Annotated in this window: 16 protein-coding genes; all 16 read right to left on the minus strand. The window is 61.8% G+C overall.

The window, feature by feature from the left end:
• Nucleotides 1–2: 2 nt before the first annotated feature.
• Nucleotides 3–1,238: a type II secretion system protein gene (locus ASC83_RS14680; RefSeq protein ID WP_235509382.1), complete on the minus strand. Its 1,236-nt coding sequence runs from the start codon at nt 1,236–1,238 to the stop codon at nt 3–5.
• On the minus strand, nt 1,238–3,484 hold the full coding sequence (locus ASC83_RS14685) for a hypothetical protein (protein ID WP_235509383.1): 2,247 nt from the start codon (nt 3,482–3,484) through the stop codon (nt 1,238–1,240). Before ASC83_RS14685 ends, ASC83_RS14680 begins: the two co-directional genes overlap by 1 nt.
• The gene (locus ASC83_RS23610; RefSeq protein ID WP_082522463.1) at nt 3,481–4,263 is read right to left on the minus strand and encodes a type II secretion system protein; all 783 of its coding nucleotides are present in this window, start codon (nt 4,261–4,263) and stop codon (nt 3,481–3,483) included. The genes ASC83_RS14685 and ASC83_RS23610 overlap by 4 nt, the downstream gene beginning before the upstream one ends.
• Nucleotides 4,260–4,829 (minus strand): hypothetical protein, encoded by a 570-nt coding sequence (locus ASC83_RS14690; protein ID WP_056063915.1) that lies wholly within the window; start codon nt 4,827–4,829, stop codon nt 4,260–4,262. Before ASC83_RS14690 ends, ASC83_RS23610 begins: the two co-directional genes overlap by 4 nt.
• Before the next feature lie 116 nt (nt 4,830–4,945).
• Nucleotides 4,946–6,217: a type II secretion system F family protein gene (locus ASC83_RS14695; protein WP_056063918.1), complete on the minus strand. Its 1,272-nt coding sequence runs from the start codon at nt 6,215–6,217 to the stop codon at nt 4,946–4,948.
• Nucleotides 6,218–6,239: 22 nt separating this feature from the next.
• A complete protein-coding gene (locus tag ASC83_RS14700; RefSeq protein WP_082522464.1) occupies nt 6,240–7,985 on the minus strand; it encodes a GspE/PulE family protein in 1,746 nt (581 codons plus the stop codon).
• Entirely contained in the window at nt 7,969–9,474 is a 1,506-nt protein-coding gene (locus ASC83_RS14705; protein WP_056063921.1) for an ExeA family protein, read from the minus strand. The genes ASC83_RS14700 and ASC83_RS14705 overlap by 17 nt, the downstream gene beginning before the upstream one ends.
• Nucleotides 9,471–10,421: a tetratricopeptide repeat protein gene (locus tag ASC83_RS23615; protein ID WP_162245495.1), complete on the minus strand. Its 951-nt coding sequence runs from the start codon at nt 10,419–10,421 to the stop codon at nt 9,471–9,473. Before ASC83_RS23615 ends, ASC83_RS14705 begins: the two co-directional genes overlap by 4 nt.
• A gap of 56 nt (nt 10,422–10,477) precedes the next feature.
• Nucleotides 10,478–12,280 (minus strand): pilus (MSHA type) biogenesis protein MshL, encoded by a 1,803-nt coding sequence (gene mshL, locus ASC83_RS14715; RefSeq protein ID WP_056063928.1) that lies wholly within the window; start codon nt 12,278–12,280, stop codon nt 10,478–10,480.
• A 132-nt stretch (nt 12,281–12,412) separates the two neighbouring features.
• Nucleotides 12,413–13,000, minus strand: a complete 588-nt coding sequence (locus tag ASC83_RS14720; protein ID WP_056063931.1) for a hypothetical protein — start codon at nt 12,998–13,000, stop codon at nt 12,413–12,415.
• A complete protein-coding gene (locus ASC83_RS14725) occupies nt 12,997–14,310 on the minus strand; it encodes a hypothetical protein (RefSeq protein ID WP_056063934.1) in 1,314 nt (437 codons plus the stop codon). The genes ASC83_RS14720 and ASC83_RS14725 overlap by 4 nt, the downstream gene beginning before the upstream one ends.
• On the minus strand, nt 14,307–14,810 hold the full coding sequence (locus tag ASC83_RS14730; RefSeq protein WP_056063937.1) for a hypothetical protein: 504 nt from the start codon (nt 14,808–14,810) through the stop codon (nt 14,307–14,309). The genes ASC83_RS14725 and ASC83_RS14730 overlap by 4 nt, the downstream gene beginning before the upstream one ends.
• Nucleotides 14,811–15,791 carry a type II secretion system protein gene (locus ASC83_RS14735; protein ID WP_369816978.1) on the minus strand — a complete coding sequence of 327 codons (981 nt, stop codon included), beginning with the start codon at nt 15,789–15,791 and terminating at the stop codon, nt 14,811–14,813.
• Between the two features lie 6 nt (nt 15,792–15,797).
• On the minus strand, nt 15,798–16,631 hold the full coding sequence (locus tag ASC83_RS14740; RefSeq protein ID WP_056063942.1) for a type II secretion system protein: 834 nt from the start codon (nt 16,629–16,631) through the stop codon (nt 15,798–15,800).
• A gap of 22 nt (nt 16,632–16,653) precedes the next feature.
• A complete protein-coding gene (locus tag ASC83_RS14745) occupies nt 16,654–17,511 on the minus strand; it encodes a type II secretion system protein (RefSeq protein ID WP_056063945.1) in 858 nt (285 codons plus the stop codon).
• 679 nt (nt 17,512–18,190) lie between these two features.
• Nucleotides 18,191–19,354 (minus strand): Gfo/Idh/MocA family protein, encoded by a 1,164-nt coding sequence (locus ASC83_RS14750; RefSeq protein ID WP_056063947.1) that lies wholly within the window; start codon nt 19,352–19,354, stop codon nt 18,191–18,193.
• Between the last annotated feature and the right edge of the window lie 26 nt (nt 19,355–19,380).

The following is a 19,380-nucleotide window of genomic DNA, read 5'->3' on the forward strand; positions in this document are numbered from 1 at the left end:
TCTCATGGGTTAAGCCCTTTCTCATCCAGCCGGTTCGCCGCCGTCAGCGCTTGGGTAAAAGTTTCAAACACCTCGATCACATACGCCCGCGACGCGAGTTCCTTGTCTTTAGAGTCTTGCAGTGCCTTCTGGGCTTCAATGAGATCGTCCGCCGCAAAACCCACCTCTACAGCTGCGGTGACCACATTGGCCGCAGACAGAACTAGACCAAAAATCGTGATCCCCTCGGTGTTGGCGGCTGAAGCGACGGCCAGTGCCGCGCTGCCGGCGGCCAGAGCAGCGTTCATGGCCGCCATGATGACGCCCGTTTCTGCGGCCTCCAGGGCTGACTGCGCCTGCTCAATGTCGAAGACCCGCAAAGACCAGTATTCCTGCACCACTCGCACGTTGTCATAAGCGGTGTAGGCCCCCTGCGCGGCAGCCTGCATAGCACCCAGACGCGGCACGCACCCAATGCGGGACGCAAGGTCGCCCGCGCCAACAGCCACGGACAGATCATCGAAATTGCTGTCCTGCGCGCGTCCGGGCATATCGAATCTGAACCCCGCTGCACCTCCCGGCACATTGCTGCCCTCAAACACGCCATTCACCCCCGGGTGCGCGATCACAAACGCGACCGGAATACTTGCGGTGAGATTGCCCGCAGTGAGGACACCCGCCGCCGTGGGATTGGCCGCAAGACGGCGCACCACACGGCACCAATCAAGGCCATTGATAACGGCGCGCCTGCCATTTGCTGCCGTGATGGCGCCCGTCAACGCGGCTGCAGCAGCGTTGACGCCCGCATCGGTTGACAAAGCCAGCACCGGAATAGCGGGGGTGTAATTGATGTTGAGATCAGGGAAAGCGGAGGCCGTCGGCGCACTGGCGAGATCCAGCGAAGCACCGCGATTGACGCCATAGTGCAACTGGCCCATGCGACTGGGTAACCCCAGAGTGCGCCACGGCAGCAAGACCGCAGCAGCGCTGGTGTTGCCACAGTCTTCTGTGCCATTGCTGCCGGATGCGGCGCAGGGCAACCGATGATTGGCGAGCACAAAGCCTTCCACCGCTGCTTGGGCTTCAGACAGCTGCCCCATGATGGCAGTGCGATCCATAGGAGCACGCGTGTCGGCCACCCATCGCCACGTGATGATGCCAATCACCCCGACGATTGCCATCGCAACGCCCAGCTCCACCAGTGACAACCCTGTCTGGCGCAGGCGCGAAGGTAATTGCGCGTCCGCTCTCATGAACATCATCGCGTCCCTCCCTTGCGATCTACATCCGCCAAGATGGACTCGGCTTGCTCGGGTGTCATGGGCACTACGGCCGAGCCCGTGGCGTTGCAGGGCGGCGGGTTATTGACACGGTTTTGCGCCTCCAGCAACCGCGCATCGGCCGTGGCCTTGCGATCTTGCGCTGCCGCCAGACGTTGATTCAAAGCATCCAGCTCTTTTTGCAGCTTGACGGGTTTAAGGTACTTGGCGTCGGTGCTCGGGCTGGTCATCGCGCCCAGTCCAAAAAGGTCGACCAGCGCGGAGCCCAGTTGGCCCACGCTGTTGATATTGACGTCGCCAGCCTGACAGGCGGTCGTGCATCCATGGGCAACCACGGCCCCGCTGCTGTTGTAGATGTTGTAGCGGGCCGTGCCGTTGACAAAGTTTGAAATGGCACTTTGGTAGCTCGTCTGCGCCGTGGAATAGGCAGCGCTGGCAGCCGTTTGCGCAGCAACGGCGTTGTCCAGTGCCGTCTGTGCGCTGGCCAGTTCAGCCACAGCTTTGTCTCGCACGGCCGTCAGGCCGGCTACATCACCAGCCAATTTGCGCTCCGCATCCTTGCCGTCACGCTCATTCTGAAGGTCTGTCTTGTTGGGCGGATTGGTGGCAATGAGCAAGTCCAGTGCAGCAATCTCGCTATTCAATCGGGCGAGAGTGCCCGGTATGTCTGCCAGCATTGCGTTGTACTTGGCGACCTCGGCCGCCCAGCGATCACGCAGCTGCGTAGCCTGCGTGACCTTGGAATCGGCGGCAGCGCTGGCGTACGATGTACTGCCCCAGGTACCGGCAGCAGCCAACAAGGTGTTGAGCAATCCGTCGATCTGCGAACTGGCTTGGCCATTTCGAATCAGGCTGGTCAGACTGGTGACGGCGGCAGTTCGCTGCGCGATGGCGGTATTGAGTTCTGCCGTCTTGTTGTTGACAGCCGTAGTCGCGGCGGCCAGTTCGGCATTGGCATCCGTCACCTCCTGCTGCGCGATGGACAGCATGAGGTTGTTCACCGCCGGATCCATGGGAGGGCATATATCGTTAGCCGTGGCACTACTATCGGCCAGCGTCAAAGCTGTACCGGCAATGCCAGCCGCCACTGCATTGGCAACCACGGCAAGACCGTTGGCGATGATGACGCCCCCCGCCAGCCCAATCGCTACAGTGTGCTGGGGTGCGGCCGCACAGGCATTGACCGCCAACCCCAGCGACGCCGCACAGATGGCCCACTCTGCGGCGGCGTTGCCAGCATCAGAAGCCCCCTCTGCCACGGCCAGGGCAATCTCCAGAGACGTCATGATGGCCGCCAAAGTGCTGAAGGCAACCGAACGACGGGCAGACGAGATGTTGTCGGCACGCATCTCAGCTACGTCTCCGGCCACATCATGGGCCAGAGCTACTGTGTTGATGGAATCGATCAAAGGGCGGCAATGAAAAGCCGACAGCAGGCTGTCGTAAGACCGCTCCAGCACGATGTCGTTGTACCCCGCCAGGAGCGAACGCCGGTTCGGGTCTTCCATGCGGTTGACATTGGCTGCGGCATTGGAATTGGCGCCGTCAAATAGATCACCGTCACCATCCGCATCGTTGTTTCCCGGATGGGCCAGCGCATAGGCGATGGCGCGCGGGGTCGGTGCATTGACTTGAGCCATGGTGGGTAACATCGTCGCCCTGCGGCCGGTGTCAAGCCTTTGGCACAGGTCGGTCAACGTGAGGATGTCCGCTGGGTAAGGAGCTCCGCGCATGGCGAAAAAGCCGTCGGCTCCGTCGCTGTACTCGAGAGGAGTCCACGTATCCGTCAGCATCGTGAGGTCGTTGGCACCACCTTGGCGCTGAACGAGGTAGCGCAACTGCCCCACGTCCACTCCGGGGTCAACGCCTGCCATGCGAAGGGTCGCCGTTGGCAGCCATCCCTTTTGGGTAGCCGGTGCACCGCAATCCTGCAAACCGTCTCGATCAACGTCTGGACACGGCAAGCTGCGGGCTACAGTGGCATAGGCAATCAACGCCTGATCAGCCTGCGCCAGGGCCTGACGTTCCTGGCGGGACGAATCCAACGCGGAACGTTCGCGCCATTGAAGGTAGCCCATCGTGGCAAGACCAGACATTACTGCGATGAGCAGCATCACTTGCAGCAGGCCAAATCCGCCTGCGCGGCGTGCAGCGCTTCGGAGCGGCAAGGAGAGACAGGTCGTAGACATCGGCAGCATGAAAGTGAAGGAGGGGATTGCCGTCAAGGCAGGCTCTTGCGCAACCACCCTGCCAACTGCGCAGGTGACTCCGCGATCACCACGTCATCCGACGCAAACCGCAGCGGCGCTGAAGGGCTCGCTGCGCACAAACTGGTGAGAGTGTGAGGGGCATCCAGGCGGTTCCCGTCGCCGTCTTTGTCTTGAAGTGGCACCACCACCCAGTACGCTGCAACCATTACACGATTGGCAGCGCAATCAATGGCTCCCGCCGCACCGCCGTCACCTGTGAGATACGTGCGCGCTGACGACACTGGCTTAGTAGACGCATTGTTCAAAGCAACGATCAAGTCGGTGATGTCCCGATGCGTAGGCGCACCCAGCGAATCACCCGTTCGCTCCAACTCCACAGCCAGATCTGCGTCTTGCGCAGGCACGGCGAGGTTCGCTTCTCGGAAAACCGAATAGCGGGCACGCAGTCGATCCGTGGGCAATTCCAGACCGACGCTCACATAAGGGAACCAACCCAGCTGGACCCCTGATGCACACACTCCACTGCTCAGCGCCTCATATCCGTCAGGCGTGCTCGCAGGACATGGAAGCCGCCCATTGCGCAGTGCAAATGCCCGCAGAATCGACTGCAATTGCTCTGCCTCGACTCGGCCACGTTCGATTTCCTGTTGTTCGGATACCGTCACGTACCCACTGAAAGCCGCCCAAGTCATTAGCCCCGCTACCACGAGCGCGATCGCCCCTTCGACCAGGGAAAATCCCCTCTGCGTGGCACGCTTGTGCAATGCGCCAGAGTAAGAACCACTGGAACTCATGGAGCTTTTACCTCAGGCGTGGGCTTGGGCATGAAGGCCTGCATGGCCTTTGCTTCCGCAGCCACGCGCTCGCCTATTGCACGCATTTCGGCGAGGATGGCTTCCTGTCGCGCTGCATCCTTGGGGGCCTTGCTTTTGGTGAGGATTTGCAGTTCCGCGTTGAGTTGCTGCAGTTTTGCGTTCTGGTCCAGCATCGTCCGCAGCGACTGGAAATAACGCGGATCGAAGCTGGGGCCGGACAAGGCCTCCAATTCATCCACCAACGCCCGCATTTTCTGTGGCGATGCCTGCGCCCCTTGAGCACTCAGCACCCTGAATTCTGCGCGCACTTCCGCCAGGCGGCGGCGGCGGTCCTGCCTTGCCATGTCTGCCTGTGGAATGCTCTGTGCTGTGCCCGGAGCCATGGAAGCCGCTGGGGCTGACGGCACGATCCGGGGGCTCGTCGTGCGAGGTGGTATTCCACCGACAACTGGCTCGGGATGCTTATCAGTTATCCATACACCGACGGCGATCGCGACCAACAGCAGCAGTCCTAGACTCGCACCTACCAAAACGGGCTTACGCATTCAGTCTCCTGCCCAGCAGAACGGGCAGGCCTCACCAGCATGAAAACTCTCAAACAAACCTATGCCAGAAACAGGGGTTGGAATGTCTGCGCGAAGTGACAACAAAGAACGTGACATCAGCCGCCTCCCATACTTTGAGTGACCGACTGCCGCACCAGGTCGTAAACAGGCAACAACAGCGCAACGATCAGAAAAAGAAACAAGCCCCCTGCAACCAGGATGATCAGAGGCTTGAGGATTTCCGCGAGCGACTTGACCAACACCTCGAGGCGCTTGCGATAGTCCGCTGCAAGGTGAGAGAGCTGCTGATCCAGGCTACCGGACTCTTCCCCCACTGAAATCATGCGCACTGCCATGGCGGGAAAACCGCCTACGCGCCGCATCGATGAGGACACGGACTCGCCGCGCGAAACCGATTCAGCCACATGGATGAGACGGGTGCGGTAGTAGCGGTTCTTGGTGGCCCGCCCCAGAACGCGCAGGCTGGACACCATGTCTACCCCCGCACGTACGAGGATCGAGAGATGCTCGGTGATATGTGCCATGCCGGAAGACACCAGCAACGTACGAGCAATAGGCAAACGGTGCATGAAGGTATAGGTTGCAAGCTGGAATCGCTCGGACCGTCTGAAGGCAATGACGCCGATCGACACCACGATGACCGTGACCAGCAGCACCCAGGGCAGATGGGTGGACAGCAAGTTCGCAAAGGCCACCAGCCCTTCAGTGATGGGTGGCAGTTTCGCCTGCAGCTGCTTGAACAGGCGCGCCATGTTGGGCACGACGTAGTAGATCCAGAAGATGGCGACGCCAATGATGGAGGCGAACACAAACGCCGGGTAGATCAGAGCAGTCTTGATATCGCGCCGGATATTGATCATGCGCTCCACGTGCTCCGCGGCTTCGCCCAGCATGCGGTCCAGAGTACCTGTCTGGTCCCCGATGGAGATGAGGTTACGCACCGTCTCAGGGAACACATTGGGGTGCCGGTTGAAAGCTTCGGTCATGCCCACACCCGCGTTCAAGTCGTCCAGCATGTTGCGTGCAACGGACGCCATGGCAGGGTTGCCAACACTGTGGCTTTCTTCCACCAGGGTGGTCAGCGCATCGAGGGCGGGAACGCCTGCGCGCATCATGAGGCCCAGGTCGCGAAGGAAGCCCGCAAGGTCTTCGCCGCGCACTTGCTTTCGGAACAGATGCAACAGCGCATCGGCCACCACTGCAAGCCAGGCCGGAAAACGCCACAGGCTGATCACCGTGCCGTCAGTGTCGGCCTCCAGCCGCATGCGAGCCGATAAGTCGCGCTTGACTGCCAGGCGCAACAGACCCGAGCGCACCCCGCCATGGGGCAGCAGTACGCGGTAGTAATAAGTGTTGAGATTGGCCATGCAATGCTTCCGCCAAAGCGGCTCAGTCCTCGCCCACGGTGCGGAGGATTTCCTCCATCGTGGTCTCACCTGCCAACACGCGGTGCCGCGCCAACGTCAAGATGGGTCGCATGCCTGCTGCCAGCGCGCGCTGCCGCATTTCGGCCCGCGTGGCATCAGAGGCGATGGCGTCCGCCAGGTCACGGTTGACCACCAGCATTTCGTACACCGGCAGGCGGCCCAGATACCCTGTGTCGCGGCAGTGATGGCAGCCGGCACCATGGAACACCTGCAGCATTTCGCCCGCAGCGCCCTGCCCCAGCCAGCGGCGCTCATCGTCAGTCGCAAGACGTGGCTTGGCGCAGTGTGGACAAATGCGGCGCACAAGGCGCTGGTTGATCACTGCCACCAGGTTTTCGGCAATCGTTTCCGTGTCCACGCCCAGCAGCTTGAGGCGAGGCATCACCCCAAAAATGCTGCCCACGTGCAAGGTAGACAACACCAGGTGACCTGTAGAGGAAGCGTCCAACGCAGCACGAGCAGTCTCAGAGTCCCGGATTTCGCCCACCAGGATGATGTCGGGGTCATGCCGAAGAAAGTGCCGCATGGCATTGGCGAACTCATAGCCCGCACGGCGGTTCACTTCGGTCTGGCAGGCGACCGGGACGCGGTACTCCACCGGGTCCTCCACGGTCAGCACATTGCGCTCAATCAAGGGCTGCATGCGCAGCGCGGCATGCAGCGTCGTGCTCTTGCCTGAGCCGGTAGGGCCCGTGATCAGGATGAGGCCGTGCGGACGCGAGAACGCCTTGGCCATGACGGCGACATCCTCCTCCAGAAAACCGAGGTCTGCCAGCTTGTCCAGGTTGCTGCGCTCGGGCAGCAAGCGCAGCACCATACGCTCGCCAAATTCGGAGATCAAGGTGGAGACACGGATGGTGAAGTTGTGCTCCATCACCTGTGCCGTAAAGCTACCGTCCTGGGGCAGGCGCTGTTCGCTGGCATCCATGTCGGCCTGCAGCTTGACGTAGACCACCAGGCGGTCCAGGGCCGGCGAGAGCGCGAACACCGGACGCAAAACGCCGTCTACGCGCAGCAGCACCGAACGGCTACGCGCCGTGGGCGCCAGATGGATATCCGTCGCCCGTTCGCGCACCGCCAGGTGGAGCATGTGTTCCAGCAAACGGGCGGGGCTGTAAGCACGATCTACGTCGGCTTCAAGCTTGCGGACCTCGCTCTCTATCAGGCGTGCCGGCGGGTGCTCTGCGAAGTAATAGTGCTGCTGGATGGCCTGGGCAACACTATCGAATTCACCTTGGAAAAAATGGCATCCCTTGCCCAGCTTGCGCTGCACAAGTTCGGTCACCGTATCAGGCTGTGCGTCGCCAAGCACTACCTCGATCAGGCCCTCGTCGTTTTCCCGCACAGGCAGGAAGCCATAAGTCAGGCACAACGATCGGTTAAAGATGCCGGCTACGGCCGTATCGGGCTCCGGCATTTCATCGGCGTTGACAAAGCGCAGTCCGCGCTGGCCAGCAAGCTGGCGTGCGACCTCGTTGGCACTTGCGAAACCCAGCTCCACCAGAAGGTTGCCCATAGGCACCTTCTCGATCTTCTGTTTTTGCAACACATAGTCGATGGCGACTGCAGACACAAGGCCGGCATTGACCAATGCAGCGCCCAGGGAAGGACTCTTGTCACGCAGCACCGCCAGGCGATCCTCGACCGTAGGGCCTGCGGGCTGCAACTGGCCCGAGGCCTCTAGCAATGATTCAGCGGGGGGATGCATCCTGATGCTCCAGAAGTAAGAAGGTCAGTTCGTCGGGCTTGCCAGTCGGCGGCAGACCCTGCTGCAGTTGAAAGCGGGCGAACGCCTCTCCAGTCTTCGAACCAAAAAAACCGTCGTCAGGCTCACGCTTGTCCAGAAGGCCCATGCCCTTGAGCTTGCCCTGCACCTTGCGCGTGACCTGCTCGGCGGCCTCGATATTGCGCGTGTTGTTGCGACTCAGCCATGCGACCCAGGACTCCTTGTCCACATTGAAGCGGCACAGGCGAGTCGACGGTTTCAGGCTGTCGGCCATGCCATCGGGCAGGCGGTAAACATGCACCACCTCGTCAGCAGCAGCTGCCGCCTTGAGCTGGTTTTCACAGGCTTGGCGAGCAGGTACCGCAGCCGCAGGCTGCGCCTTGGGTGTCGGTGCAGTCGCCACGAAGGCGGTCGCAGAGCTGCCATTGGGCGGTAATGCTGAGGCCTCGCCCGACACCGTTGGCCGAACTACCTCGGGGGCGGGAGCTGCCACCACGGGGGCTGCTGGTGATACATGCTCGCTGGGTTGGGTAGCCAACCCCCAGCTGGCCAACGCGACTGTTGCTGTCGTGCCCGCCAGCAGGCCAGCGAGCACCCAGGCCTTGCGACCGCGATGGCCACCAGTCACCTTGGCGATCACTGCGGCTTCATCCCCCAATGCAGGCAGATCGGCCACCGCACGCTGAACAAGGGGCTCGGTCACCACAGATGCCCTGGTACTCGCCAAACCGTACAGACAACGGTCCAGCACCAAGTGAATGCGTCGCAGGTTTCCCTGCGTGGCCCGGTGCAAAACGTCCGCAGCTGCAGGTTCGATGGAGAGGCGCCCCTCTGCGCCCGCAGCGTTCACGCGAAAGTCGAAGTAACGGGTGACTTCATCCTTTTGCAGACCCGACAGCCGAGCGTGTTTGATGATGCGACTCTTGAGCTGACGCAACTCCGGCGTCGCCAGGGTTTCCTCAAGCTCGGGCTGTCCGACCAGCAGGATCTGCAACAGCTTTTCCTGGCCGGTTTCCAGATTGCACAACAAGCGCACCAGCTCGAGCGATTCCACACTGAGGTTCTGCGCATCATCGATCACCAGCAAGCTGATCTCGCCTGCCTGGTGCCCCGCGATCAGGAACTCGGTCAGTCGCGCCAGCCCCTGCTCTACGGAGTCCGAAGGCGGCAAACCGAAGTCAGACTGTATGGCAGACAACAGAGCACTGTCTTGCAAAAAGGTGTTCAGGATCAGCGCGGAGTGGCAGTTCTTGCCACTGAGGGTGTCCAGCAGGCGCCGCACCAGAGTGCTCTTGCCCAGCCCCACTTCTCCTGTCAGAAGAACAAAGCCCTTGCGCGCCTCGATGCAGTGCACGATCTCCGCGAAATCCTCCTCCAGCCGAGGCGTGAAGAAGTACGAACCCGCATCCGGCGTCGGCGGAAACGGGTTGCGTGACAACCCCAGCGTGGCATAGATGGAATTGGCCGTCATTGGCGTGCAGCAGGGGTGAACTGGGCCAATGCGGCCCGCAACGCAGCCGAATCTGGTTGCAGTCGCGATGCGGCATCAAGGGTTGCGCGGGCTTCTTCAGTCTTTTGCTGGCGCGACTGAATGCTGGCCAGGTTGATGGCGGCCTCTTCATCGCCAGGCAGCCGCTCAAGGATGGCGCGATAGCCGTCTGCAGCAGCAGCATCGCGGCCGGCGCGCAGGTCAAACCAGGCTTGCGCGCGCAACAGTCCCAAAGACCCTGCCGGCAGACGCTCCTTCAACGCAGCCAATTCACGTTCAGCATCGGCCGTACGTGACTCTTTCATGGCGGCGACGAAACGGGCAAAGCGCAGCTCCACCGGAGTGTCATCCACGGCCGGGGCCGTCGCCACTGCGGGCGCAGTCGCCGTATTGGAGCGGTTTGCACCATGCGCCTGTCGCATCGCACTGCTGCGGGTCACCGCAGCCGGTGCGGGCGTAGCAACATCACTGCGTGGGCTGGTTGCCACGACCATCTTGGGCGCAGCGGGCTCCATGGCAACAGCCGGAGCGGGAGTCGCTGACTGCACTGGCGCAGCTGCGGGAGCCGCCACAGCGACTGCTGGAGCTGGCACGGCAACAGGCGCAGGAACTACCGGTGCAGGAGCAGCAGCCATGGCAGAGTTGGCGGCCGCAGCAGGGTCAGCAGCGGATACCGTCACTGGCGTTGGCAACGCCGCAGCAGGCGCAGCCGTTTCAGCGACGGGCGAAGCGACCGCCACCGGGGCTGGCGCTGCAGCGGGGGCCGGACTTGGCGCAGCAGCCATCGGCGGCGGCAATGCCTTGGGCTTCATCTGGGTCTGCCAGACAAACCACCCCAGAATCCCCGCCCCCAATACGACGGCGAAAGCCACCATGGCATCCAGCCATGCTGGACGGCCACGCACCGCCGCCTTGGAAGCCCTTGCCATGGCAGGCTTGGAATCTTGAGGCGCATCCATGGATTTCAGCGCGTCGTGGATGAGGCTCATAGCACACGCACCCGCAAGACGATCACCAGCTCACGACTTCCGTGCACTTTGTTCTCATTGCCGAACAGCTTGCCCAGCAAAGGCACGTCAGACACCCCAGGTGCTCCACGGTCGTTATTGGAGCTGCGCTGGTCGATCAACCCCCCGACCACCACCACGTCGCCATCGCCCACGTTCAAGGTCGTGGTCAGCCCCTTGTAGCTCACCTTGGGAAGGGAGACGAGGTTGTCTCCCCCCACAGCCACCAGTTGCAGGCTGGCAGGGTCGACATCGCTCTGCATGGGATTCAGCAACAGCTCGATGCGGCCATCGTCACGGACCATGGGCAGCACCCCCACCATGACACCGGAGAACACGGTGTCAGTCTGTACGCTGGAAGATGTAGTGGACGCACCGCCACCAGGAACGGTTTGCGTGGATGCGGACTGCGACACGTAGCGCGAGCTAGTGCCAACGGACAGCAATGCAGGCGTGCCGTTGCGCACTTGCACGTTGGGATTGGACAGTACCTTCAGATTTCCGTAGGAGCGCAGTGCGTTGATCACAATGCCATAGTTGCTGCCTTGGTAAGACATGCCCAGTGCAGGCCCAGCCACGCTACCGATCAGCGCTGCGGGGATGGAAATGGCCCGCGAAGGGTAGCCCGTGCCGGCATTCGGCAACGTACCCGAGCTGCCACCCAGCTGCATGGGCGACGAACCAAAGCCTGCCGCCAGACGGCTGCGCAAGGACGTCCAGTCCACACCGAACTCGAAGTTGTCAGACAGCTGTACATCGATCAGCTGCGCCTCGACATACACCTGCTTGCCCAGCACCTTGTGCACCTGGGCCAACATCTTCTCGACGGCGCGCATCTTGGAGGGACGGGCTTTTACGTACAGCGTGCCAGTCATCTTGTTCAATGTGAAGCCGCTGTCTTCATTCATCGTGGCCAAGGGCGCCTGCGGCAACTGGGCGGGACGTGTTGGGTTGGCCCCACTCCCAATCCAAGGCGACGAGGACGAGCCCGGGGTCGTCATGCTCAGGTTCTGCTGCTGCATTTGCTGCTGCTGGGCCAGGCGGTCTTGGTGCGAGTCACCCAATACCGACTTGAGGGCGGTTTCGATTTCCAGGTACGGATCCGTACTTCCGCCGCCAGAGCCCGACATGGTCAGGCTGCCCTGTTGGGCACCCGATCCGCCGCCCCCGCTGCTTCCACTCCCGCTTCCGCCCCCGCCGCCCGAATTGGAGCTGCCGAAAACGTTACCGCCAGAGCCCATCTGGATGCTGGTCTTGGTGTTGAGAAAGTTCAATGAAAAGAACTTCTCCTCGGTAAGGTTCACGCGCAGCGTATTGCCACGGAACTCGCCAGCCACGTCATAGGTGCGCAGCACTTCGTTGAAGCCTTCACGCAGTGTCACCTGGCGCAAGTGCATGTCGGCAAGCTGCCCGCCCTTCAGCACATTGGGATCAACGATCAAGTTCAGGTTTCCTGCGTCGGCAAACGCACTCAAGATCTGGCTGATGCTGGCTCGGGACATGGCCACATTGATCAGCTTGCCTTCCAGCGGATCAAACACCGGGGCCACCGGAGCGATGACCGGTGCCGCTGCCGTCTTGTTGATTTCGGCCAGCAACATCTGCTGATGTACCAGCAAACGCTGGGCCTCTTGCGCAGCGTGCTCGCGCATCTGGTCTGCTGCAGTGGTATCTGGCGGCGGGAGGCTGGAAGCGCTGCGGGGCGAAGGGCTGGCGCAACCAGCCAGCACCAGGGCGGCACATACCAGCGCCAATGGCTTGAAAAATGGAGGATTGTTCATGTCGCTGTCCTTGGCGCTACTAGCGTGATTTCTTGAAATGGTCATGAGGAGAAGCCAACGGGAGCCCACAACGCGATGCACACGTCGAACCGCGAGTCACGTTGTCTGTCTGCTGCCAGCGGACCTTCGTGGTCATGGCAAGCTCTTGATAGGGCCAGGTTGTCCGCCCGGCAGACCCGAGCGGAACTCCTGGGTATTAATGCTTGCCAGCGATCCGTCGGGCCAGCGCAGCGTTCCCACCCGCAGTTCCCCCTGAGGCAGCGTCAAAGTCTGACGACCCAGCCGCTCGGTAACCACTGCCTCGCTGGGGCGCACCTGCACAACACGCCCACCGCCCTCCAGCCTTGCACCCTGGCGTGCCAATTGGCCGTCAATCACCACAGACTGCCGCTCAGAGGCCAGATCGTCCAAATGCAACGACAGGGAGCGGCGCGGCATTTGCACACTGCCCACCACATCACTGCCAGGCACTGGCAGCGCGATCAGACGCTGCGGATCGGTGCCTGCCGTCGTCGTCTGCGCCTGGATGCGAGACATGGCGCCAAAGGCCTCGGTCACGCGCTCCTGATCCGTGCGCAAAGCGGCTGGCAAGGGCGCCAGCTCCACGGTCATGGGACGCATCGACGGAGTGCGCCCTTGAGTGAGCTGAAACACGCCATAGAGCCCCCAGCCGAGCAAAAGAATGGCAAGCCCATTGAGAAGTAAAGCCGCGTATTTCATGGTTTCACATTTCCTAGAGCAGCTGCATTGGCCACCAGCTCATACGAGAAAGAACCTGGCAGCGTGAAGGTGGGATCCACCGCCCGGAGCGTCCAGCCAGCCGCTGCCATCTGCGAGACCCAGCGTGTCACAGAAGCCGAGGCACCGGGTGCGACCACGCCGTCTACACGGAAGGCTTTTTTACCGGGTTGTGCACTCCCTAAAGAGCTCGTCGTTTCCAGACGTACTCGCTGAATCCGAATGTCCTTGTTGGAGGCAGCTTTCAACACTGCCATGAACGCCACTGGATCATGGCGCGCGCCCTCGTCCAGCGTGCGCGAGAACTCGGCCACCGGCAGCAGCTTCCCCGGAGCTTCCACCAACGACACCGTCTGGATTCGGCTTTGCAGCGCCTCCAGCTCAGCGCGCTGGTTCATTCCCGCATTGCGCTGCTGATCCGCCAGTTGCCCGACCAGCACGCCCACGATGGCCAGAACGATGCCGACGAGCGCCGTTACCACGGTGATAGGAGCCACCCAGCGCTCGGCACGCCACGCCACCCGCTCCAGACTAGGATTCAGTGCATGGCGGCCTGCAGCCTTGCGCGCCAATGTCGGCATCGCGGTATGTACCCGCTCAGCAGCCAGCGTCATCTCTTGCGCATGCATGACCACGGGCGCGCCGCCCACTACGCTGCGTACAGCTGCGAGGCAGGTGTCCACATCCGCAGGCTGCGTAGACCACAGCGTGCACCACTCCACAGCCTCCGCACCCAGCCGCATCAACAAGGTACTGTGGTTGCTGGTCAGCACCTGGGCCGCACTGGCCATGGCAGATGGCCCAGAACCCAGCGCCTGGGTAGAGCCAAAAACCATGCCTTCTTCGGATTGCACAAAACACATCAGCCGCCGCTGGGACAGCACGACGCGCGCACTGCCAGACGCCACGCCGTCACACAGGAGCCCGCCAGCCATCATCACCAGGCAATGGTCGTCCTGCTCCTTGGCCCATTGCGTGCAACGCTGCCACAGATCCAGCGAAATCGCCGAGAAGAACACCTGAAAGCCGCCCGGCAATTTGACCAGCCGGTGCACCACGACATGGGCCGCGCCTTCGACGAGGCCTTGCGTGCGCACACGCTTTTCAACCAAAGCGGCTGCGTATTCGGTCTTGCCCTCGAAACGCCAGACGTCGGTATAGACGTCGTCCATGTCCAACACCACCAGCGCGCTGTGAGTCAGACGCGGCCATGCAGGAACTTCTTCGACCTGATGCCCGTGGCAGTGCAGCCAGCCGGAACTGGCGACGCGATACACATGTTCTGCACTCATGGAGTCACCTTCGGCGATGGAGAGACAGACGCCGTCTGAAAGTGCAGCGTGCCCGTGACACCCAGCAAAAGCCCTTGGTCGCCGGGCATCGGGGGTTGGAACAGGCTGGCTTCAGGCGACACAGTAGCGATCTCGAAAACATCAGCCACGAAGATCTGCCCTGCTCCGCCACGACCCAGTTCACCCAGGAACTGAGCAGCCTCGACCCGCGTCGCGGGGGCTACGGCCCGGCGTAAGCGACGTTCACCCCATTGGGACGGGTCAAAGCCCATGCGTTCCACCTGTTGGGAAACGTCTTTGATAGAACGCACCAGTTGCTCGCGCCGCTGCACTTCAGGCACAAGACTGCGGGCGCTTTCGAGCCCCTGTTGCAACTGAGCGAATTGCTGGCGCTCCCAAGCCAGTTGCTTGAGACCGCGCTGCGCCAACCAGGCTCCACCGCCCAGCAGGGCAGTGGCCAGTGCCAGACAGGCCAGCTTGAGCGTACGGGTGCCGTTCAATTACTGCTCCATGATCCAGTGGGCGGTCAGCAAGATGACCTGGTCTTCGTCGAAGGTGCGGCCTCCAGCCGTGCCTCCCGCGTTCCCGGCGGCATTGACTACGGGCGAGCGCGCATCACTGGTGTTCATCTGAGTGCTGTTGCCGCCCACATTGATGGCAACGCCCTGCGTGTTGTTGGCCTCCCACTGGGTGCCGGGTGCATTGGCTTCGGTGGATGCCGTCTGCTGGGGGCGGCCCTGGATGCGGAAGCGGCCTTCGCGGGAATCCGGCTTGCCATCGATCACCTGGTCCATGAAACGCGCAAGATCGGGCGTCAGTCCACGAATCACCATGACGTTTCCCGCCCCGCTTGCGACGCCCGCGTTGTTGAACTGGAAGCAAACTTGCAGCTCAGCCGGGTTGCCATTGGAGTCGATGTAGAGGAAGCGGTCTTCGTGTCCTTCACCACGGCCAGGGGGCATACGCACACCAGCACGGGTCATCAGTTCGCGCAGGTTCAGTGTTGCCAGCGTAGTGTCGCCAGCACCGACCGTGTCTGCAGCGTAGCCCTGGCCAGAGCAGATTTTGCGACCACGGTCTGTGAAGCTGGCTGGAATGCCGGGAACAGCCATGGAACCCGCACGCGTACAAGCGTTGCCGCCATTGATAGAGGTTTCAGAGCCATCCACCATGTAGGTTGGCGCCTGCTGGCAATCACCCACCACCACGCCGGTTCGCTGGTAGTACTGGTCGTAGGCCATCTTCCACTGATAGGCGAACTTGTTGACGGCCTTCTGGTATTCAGCATTGCGCTGGACGTCCTTGGCGATGGCCACGGCACCGATGATCAGGCCGATGACGGCCAGCACGATAGCCAGTTCAACCAGAGTAAAACCTTGCTGGACCTTGCGGCCCAGCCCACGAAACGAATGCATCTTTTTCATTGAAACCTCCGACGAGGGGAATAAGTTGTGTAAAGGGTCAAGGGTGAAACGGCTCAAGCCACATCACTGATTCATGCGATAGATGGCCGTGACGATGGCGATCTGGTCTTCGTCAAAAGCACGATCATTGGTCGTGCCGATCTGGTCACGGTTGGAGGCTTGCCACTCCTGCCCCGGCGCATTGGGATTGGTGCCGCCAGCGTTGTTCAGCACGCCCTGGCGACGGAAACGGCCTTCACGCTCATCCGGTTTTCCGTCGATCATTTGATCCAGCGCGCGTGCCAGGTCAGGCGTCAGGCCGGTGATGACCATCACGTTGCCCATGCCATCACCCACTGCATTCGCGGCAGAGCCATTACCGAGCGGCACGTTCCACTGGAAGCACACCTGGACTTCTTGCGGGTTGCCATTGGTGTCCAGATAGACATAGCGGTCTTCCAGACCTTCTGCACGGCCGGGAGGCATGCGGATACCGGCACGCGTCATCAGGGCACGCAGGTCAGGATCCGTACCAGCGGTGAATCCTCGAGTCATGCCCTGCCCTGCTGCCGCACGGCAAATGGCGTTGGGTGGCGTGACACCGGTCATGTCGCGGCCAGAGCGTGTACCAGCTGCCAGAAAACGCTCGCCGTTGACCATGTTCTGAGGGGCAGTCTGGTTGTCTCCCAGCACGACGCCCGTGCGCTGGTAGTACTGGTTGTACGCCTGCTCCCACTGGTCAATGAACTTGTTCTTGATCTTGGTGTACTCGGCGTTGCGCTGCACATCCTTGCCGATGGCCACGGCACCGATGATGAGACCGATAACTGCCAGCACAACCGCCAGCTCGACCAGCGTGAAACCCTGCTGACGCGTTGATGGCGAGCGGCGGGCCAGGTTCTTGAATACTTGGTTCATGATGTTGTTTTCCTCGCCCTGATTACTGGTTCATCTTGTAGATGGCGGTCAGGGTGATGACCTGCTCTTCGTCACGGGTGTTGCCCGCGCCGGTGGCCGTGGTGGCGCCTGCGCCGCGGCCGAAGGAGTTGTTGGCAGACCATTCCACACCAGGACCATTCGGCGTGCCGTTGGCGATGCCCCGCAGGCGGAAGCGACCTTCTTGCGCGTCAGGCTTGCCATCAATCATCTGGTCCAGCATGCGTGCCAGGTCGGGAGTCAGGCCAGAGATGACCATGACATTGCCCGAGCCCTCGGGTGTCGTGGGTCGGTTCCATTGAAAGCACACCTGGATTTCCTGCGGCGAGCCGTTGGTATCGGTGTAGACATACAGGTCTTCCTGACCCTCTGCACGACCAGGCGGCATGCGGATGCCTGCGCGCGTCATGTAGGCACGAAGGTCATTCACATTGACCGTAAAAGGAGAGTCTGAGCGCATGGTCCCGGCTTCAGGATTGCGCGAGCAAACGGGGACTGGCTCGGAGCCGGCTGCGACCAGTGCAGCCATGTCACCACCCGAAGTGGGAGAACCTGCTGCTGCCACGTAAGCAGTCCCGTTCACCATGATGCGGGGCGCGGTCTGGCTATCGCCCACCACCACGCCGGTGCGCTGGTAGTACTGGTTGTACGCCTGCTCCCACTGGTCAATGAACTTGTTCTTGATCTTCGTGTACTCGGCATTGCGCTGCACATCCTTGCCGATGGCCACGGCGCCGATGATCAAGCCGATGACGGCCAGCACAACAGCCAATTCCACCAGGGTAAAACCACCCTGCGTCGCTCGGGAACCGGGAGAACAGTGTGCGCGCCGAGCAGGCAGGACGGAGAAAAGTGATCGCATGATTTCCTCAGGCGTTGAAAGAAGAGTGAGCGCGGAGATTACTAAACGTAACGAAAGTAAACAATTAAAAATTGGCGTCAGGGATCCCCGCGTTTTGCATCCCTCAACTGCCCTGCGGCACTGCTGGCAACGCTTGCTTGGTGGCGTCCGACCCGCATCCCATCCATCTATTTTTTTGATATGAATCAATGGCTTACTGCCACTCTTTGTTTAATCACCAACTTCAAAAGATGGTGCGCAAGCATCGCGCAAGTGCCCTCGCTTAGCCATAGTGCGTATGTATTAGTGACACAACAGCAACAAAAACAAACAATTAGTCACCATTTTCAATAGCTCAAAGCTATCGAAAAAATAGGGGTTTTCCTGGCTCGGAAATTGAGGACATTCGGAGCTTGACGCTAGCCTTGGCATGGGGCTGGTCGAGCACAGACACGTGTACGAAGCCGCTCCGCAACGTAAGCTTGATTCAGCCAACCCAGAAGACTCCGCCGAAGGTCGGGATAGCGGTTATCGCGGCAACCCAACCTTCGGAGGGATACGCGACAACCGCCCTCCGTCCAGGGCTGCGGCCCGTGCAGCCTAAATCAGAGGCGCATGCGAGTTGTGACCCTTATCAACGCTGTTTCATCGCTTTGATCGCAGGGCTACAGCTTCCATGCGCCGCGACGCGCGGCGTTGCTCAGCGCAATGCCGTCCACTTCTGCTCACTGGCAGCAGAGGCCAACACCCGCTCGATAAATTGCACCCCACGCGCCCCATCTTCCACGCGTGGGTAGTCGGCGTGCAGGGGGTCGGCCGCCGTGCCTGCCTGCCGCGCGCGGATGTCGGCAGCAACACCCAGGTAGACGTTGGCAAAGGCTTCGATGAAGGCCTCGGGGTGGCCCGCAGGAATGCGCCCGGCCTGCAGCGCGGCCGGGCTGAGCCACGGTGAGCCACGCGTGAGGATGCGGCGCGGACCGTCCACCGGGGAGTGGACGAGCTGGTTGGGCTCTTCCTGCCGCCAGGTGATGGTGCCCAGCGTGCCCGAGACCTGCAGGCGCAGGTCGTTCTCCAGCCCCGCTGCCACTTGCGATGCCACGATGAAGCCGCGCGCACCGCTGTCGTAGCGCAGCAGCAGCTGGGCGTCGTCGTCCAGCCTGCGCCCGGCGCCAAAGGTGGTGAGGTCGGCGCACACCCAGGCGGGGTGCTGGCCGGTGACGGTGGCGGCCAGGTTTTCGGCGTGCGATCCGATGTCGCCCAGCGTGCCTGCGCTGCCGCTGCGCGCCGGGTCCAGCCGCCAGTCGGCCTGCTTGTTGGCGCCGCCCTCTTCCACTGCGGTGGCCAGCCAGCCCTGGTTGTATTCGACGGTGATCTTGCGCAGTGTGCCCAGCACACCGCTGTGCACCAGGTGGCGCGCCTCGCGCACCATGGGGTAGCCGGTGTAGTTGTAGGTCACGCCGAACACGGTGCCCGCCTTCTTCACGGCGGCCACCAGCTCGTCGGCCTGCGCGCGGGTGTGCACCAGCGGCTTGTCGCACACCACGTTGAAGCCCGCCTGCACAAACGCCAACGCCACCGGGTGGTGCACATGGTTGGGGGTGACGATGCTCACCAGGTCGATGCGCTCATGCGCGGGGCGGCGCAGTTCGTCGGCCAGCAGGTCCTGCCAGCTGCCGTGGTTGCGGTCGTCCGCCAGGCCCAGTTCGGCGCCGGATGCGCGCGCCCGCTCGGGCGAGGATGACAGCGCGCCCGCCACCAGATCGAACTGGCAGTCGAGCGCCATCGCCTTGCGGTGCACCGCACCGATAAACGCGCCGTGGCCGCCGCCCACCATGGCGTAGCGGAGCTTTCTAGGACTGGACATACGAAACGCCTTTGCTCGCTGTGTGT

The organism is Acidovorax sp. Root402 (genome assembly GCF_001425125.1).
GTDB classification, from domain to species: Bacteria; Pseudomonadota; Gammaproteobacteria; order Burkholderiales; family Burkholderiaceae_C; genus Acidovorax; species Acidovorax delafieldii.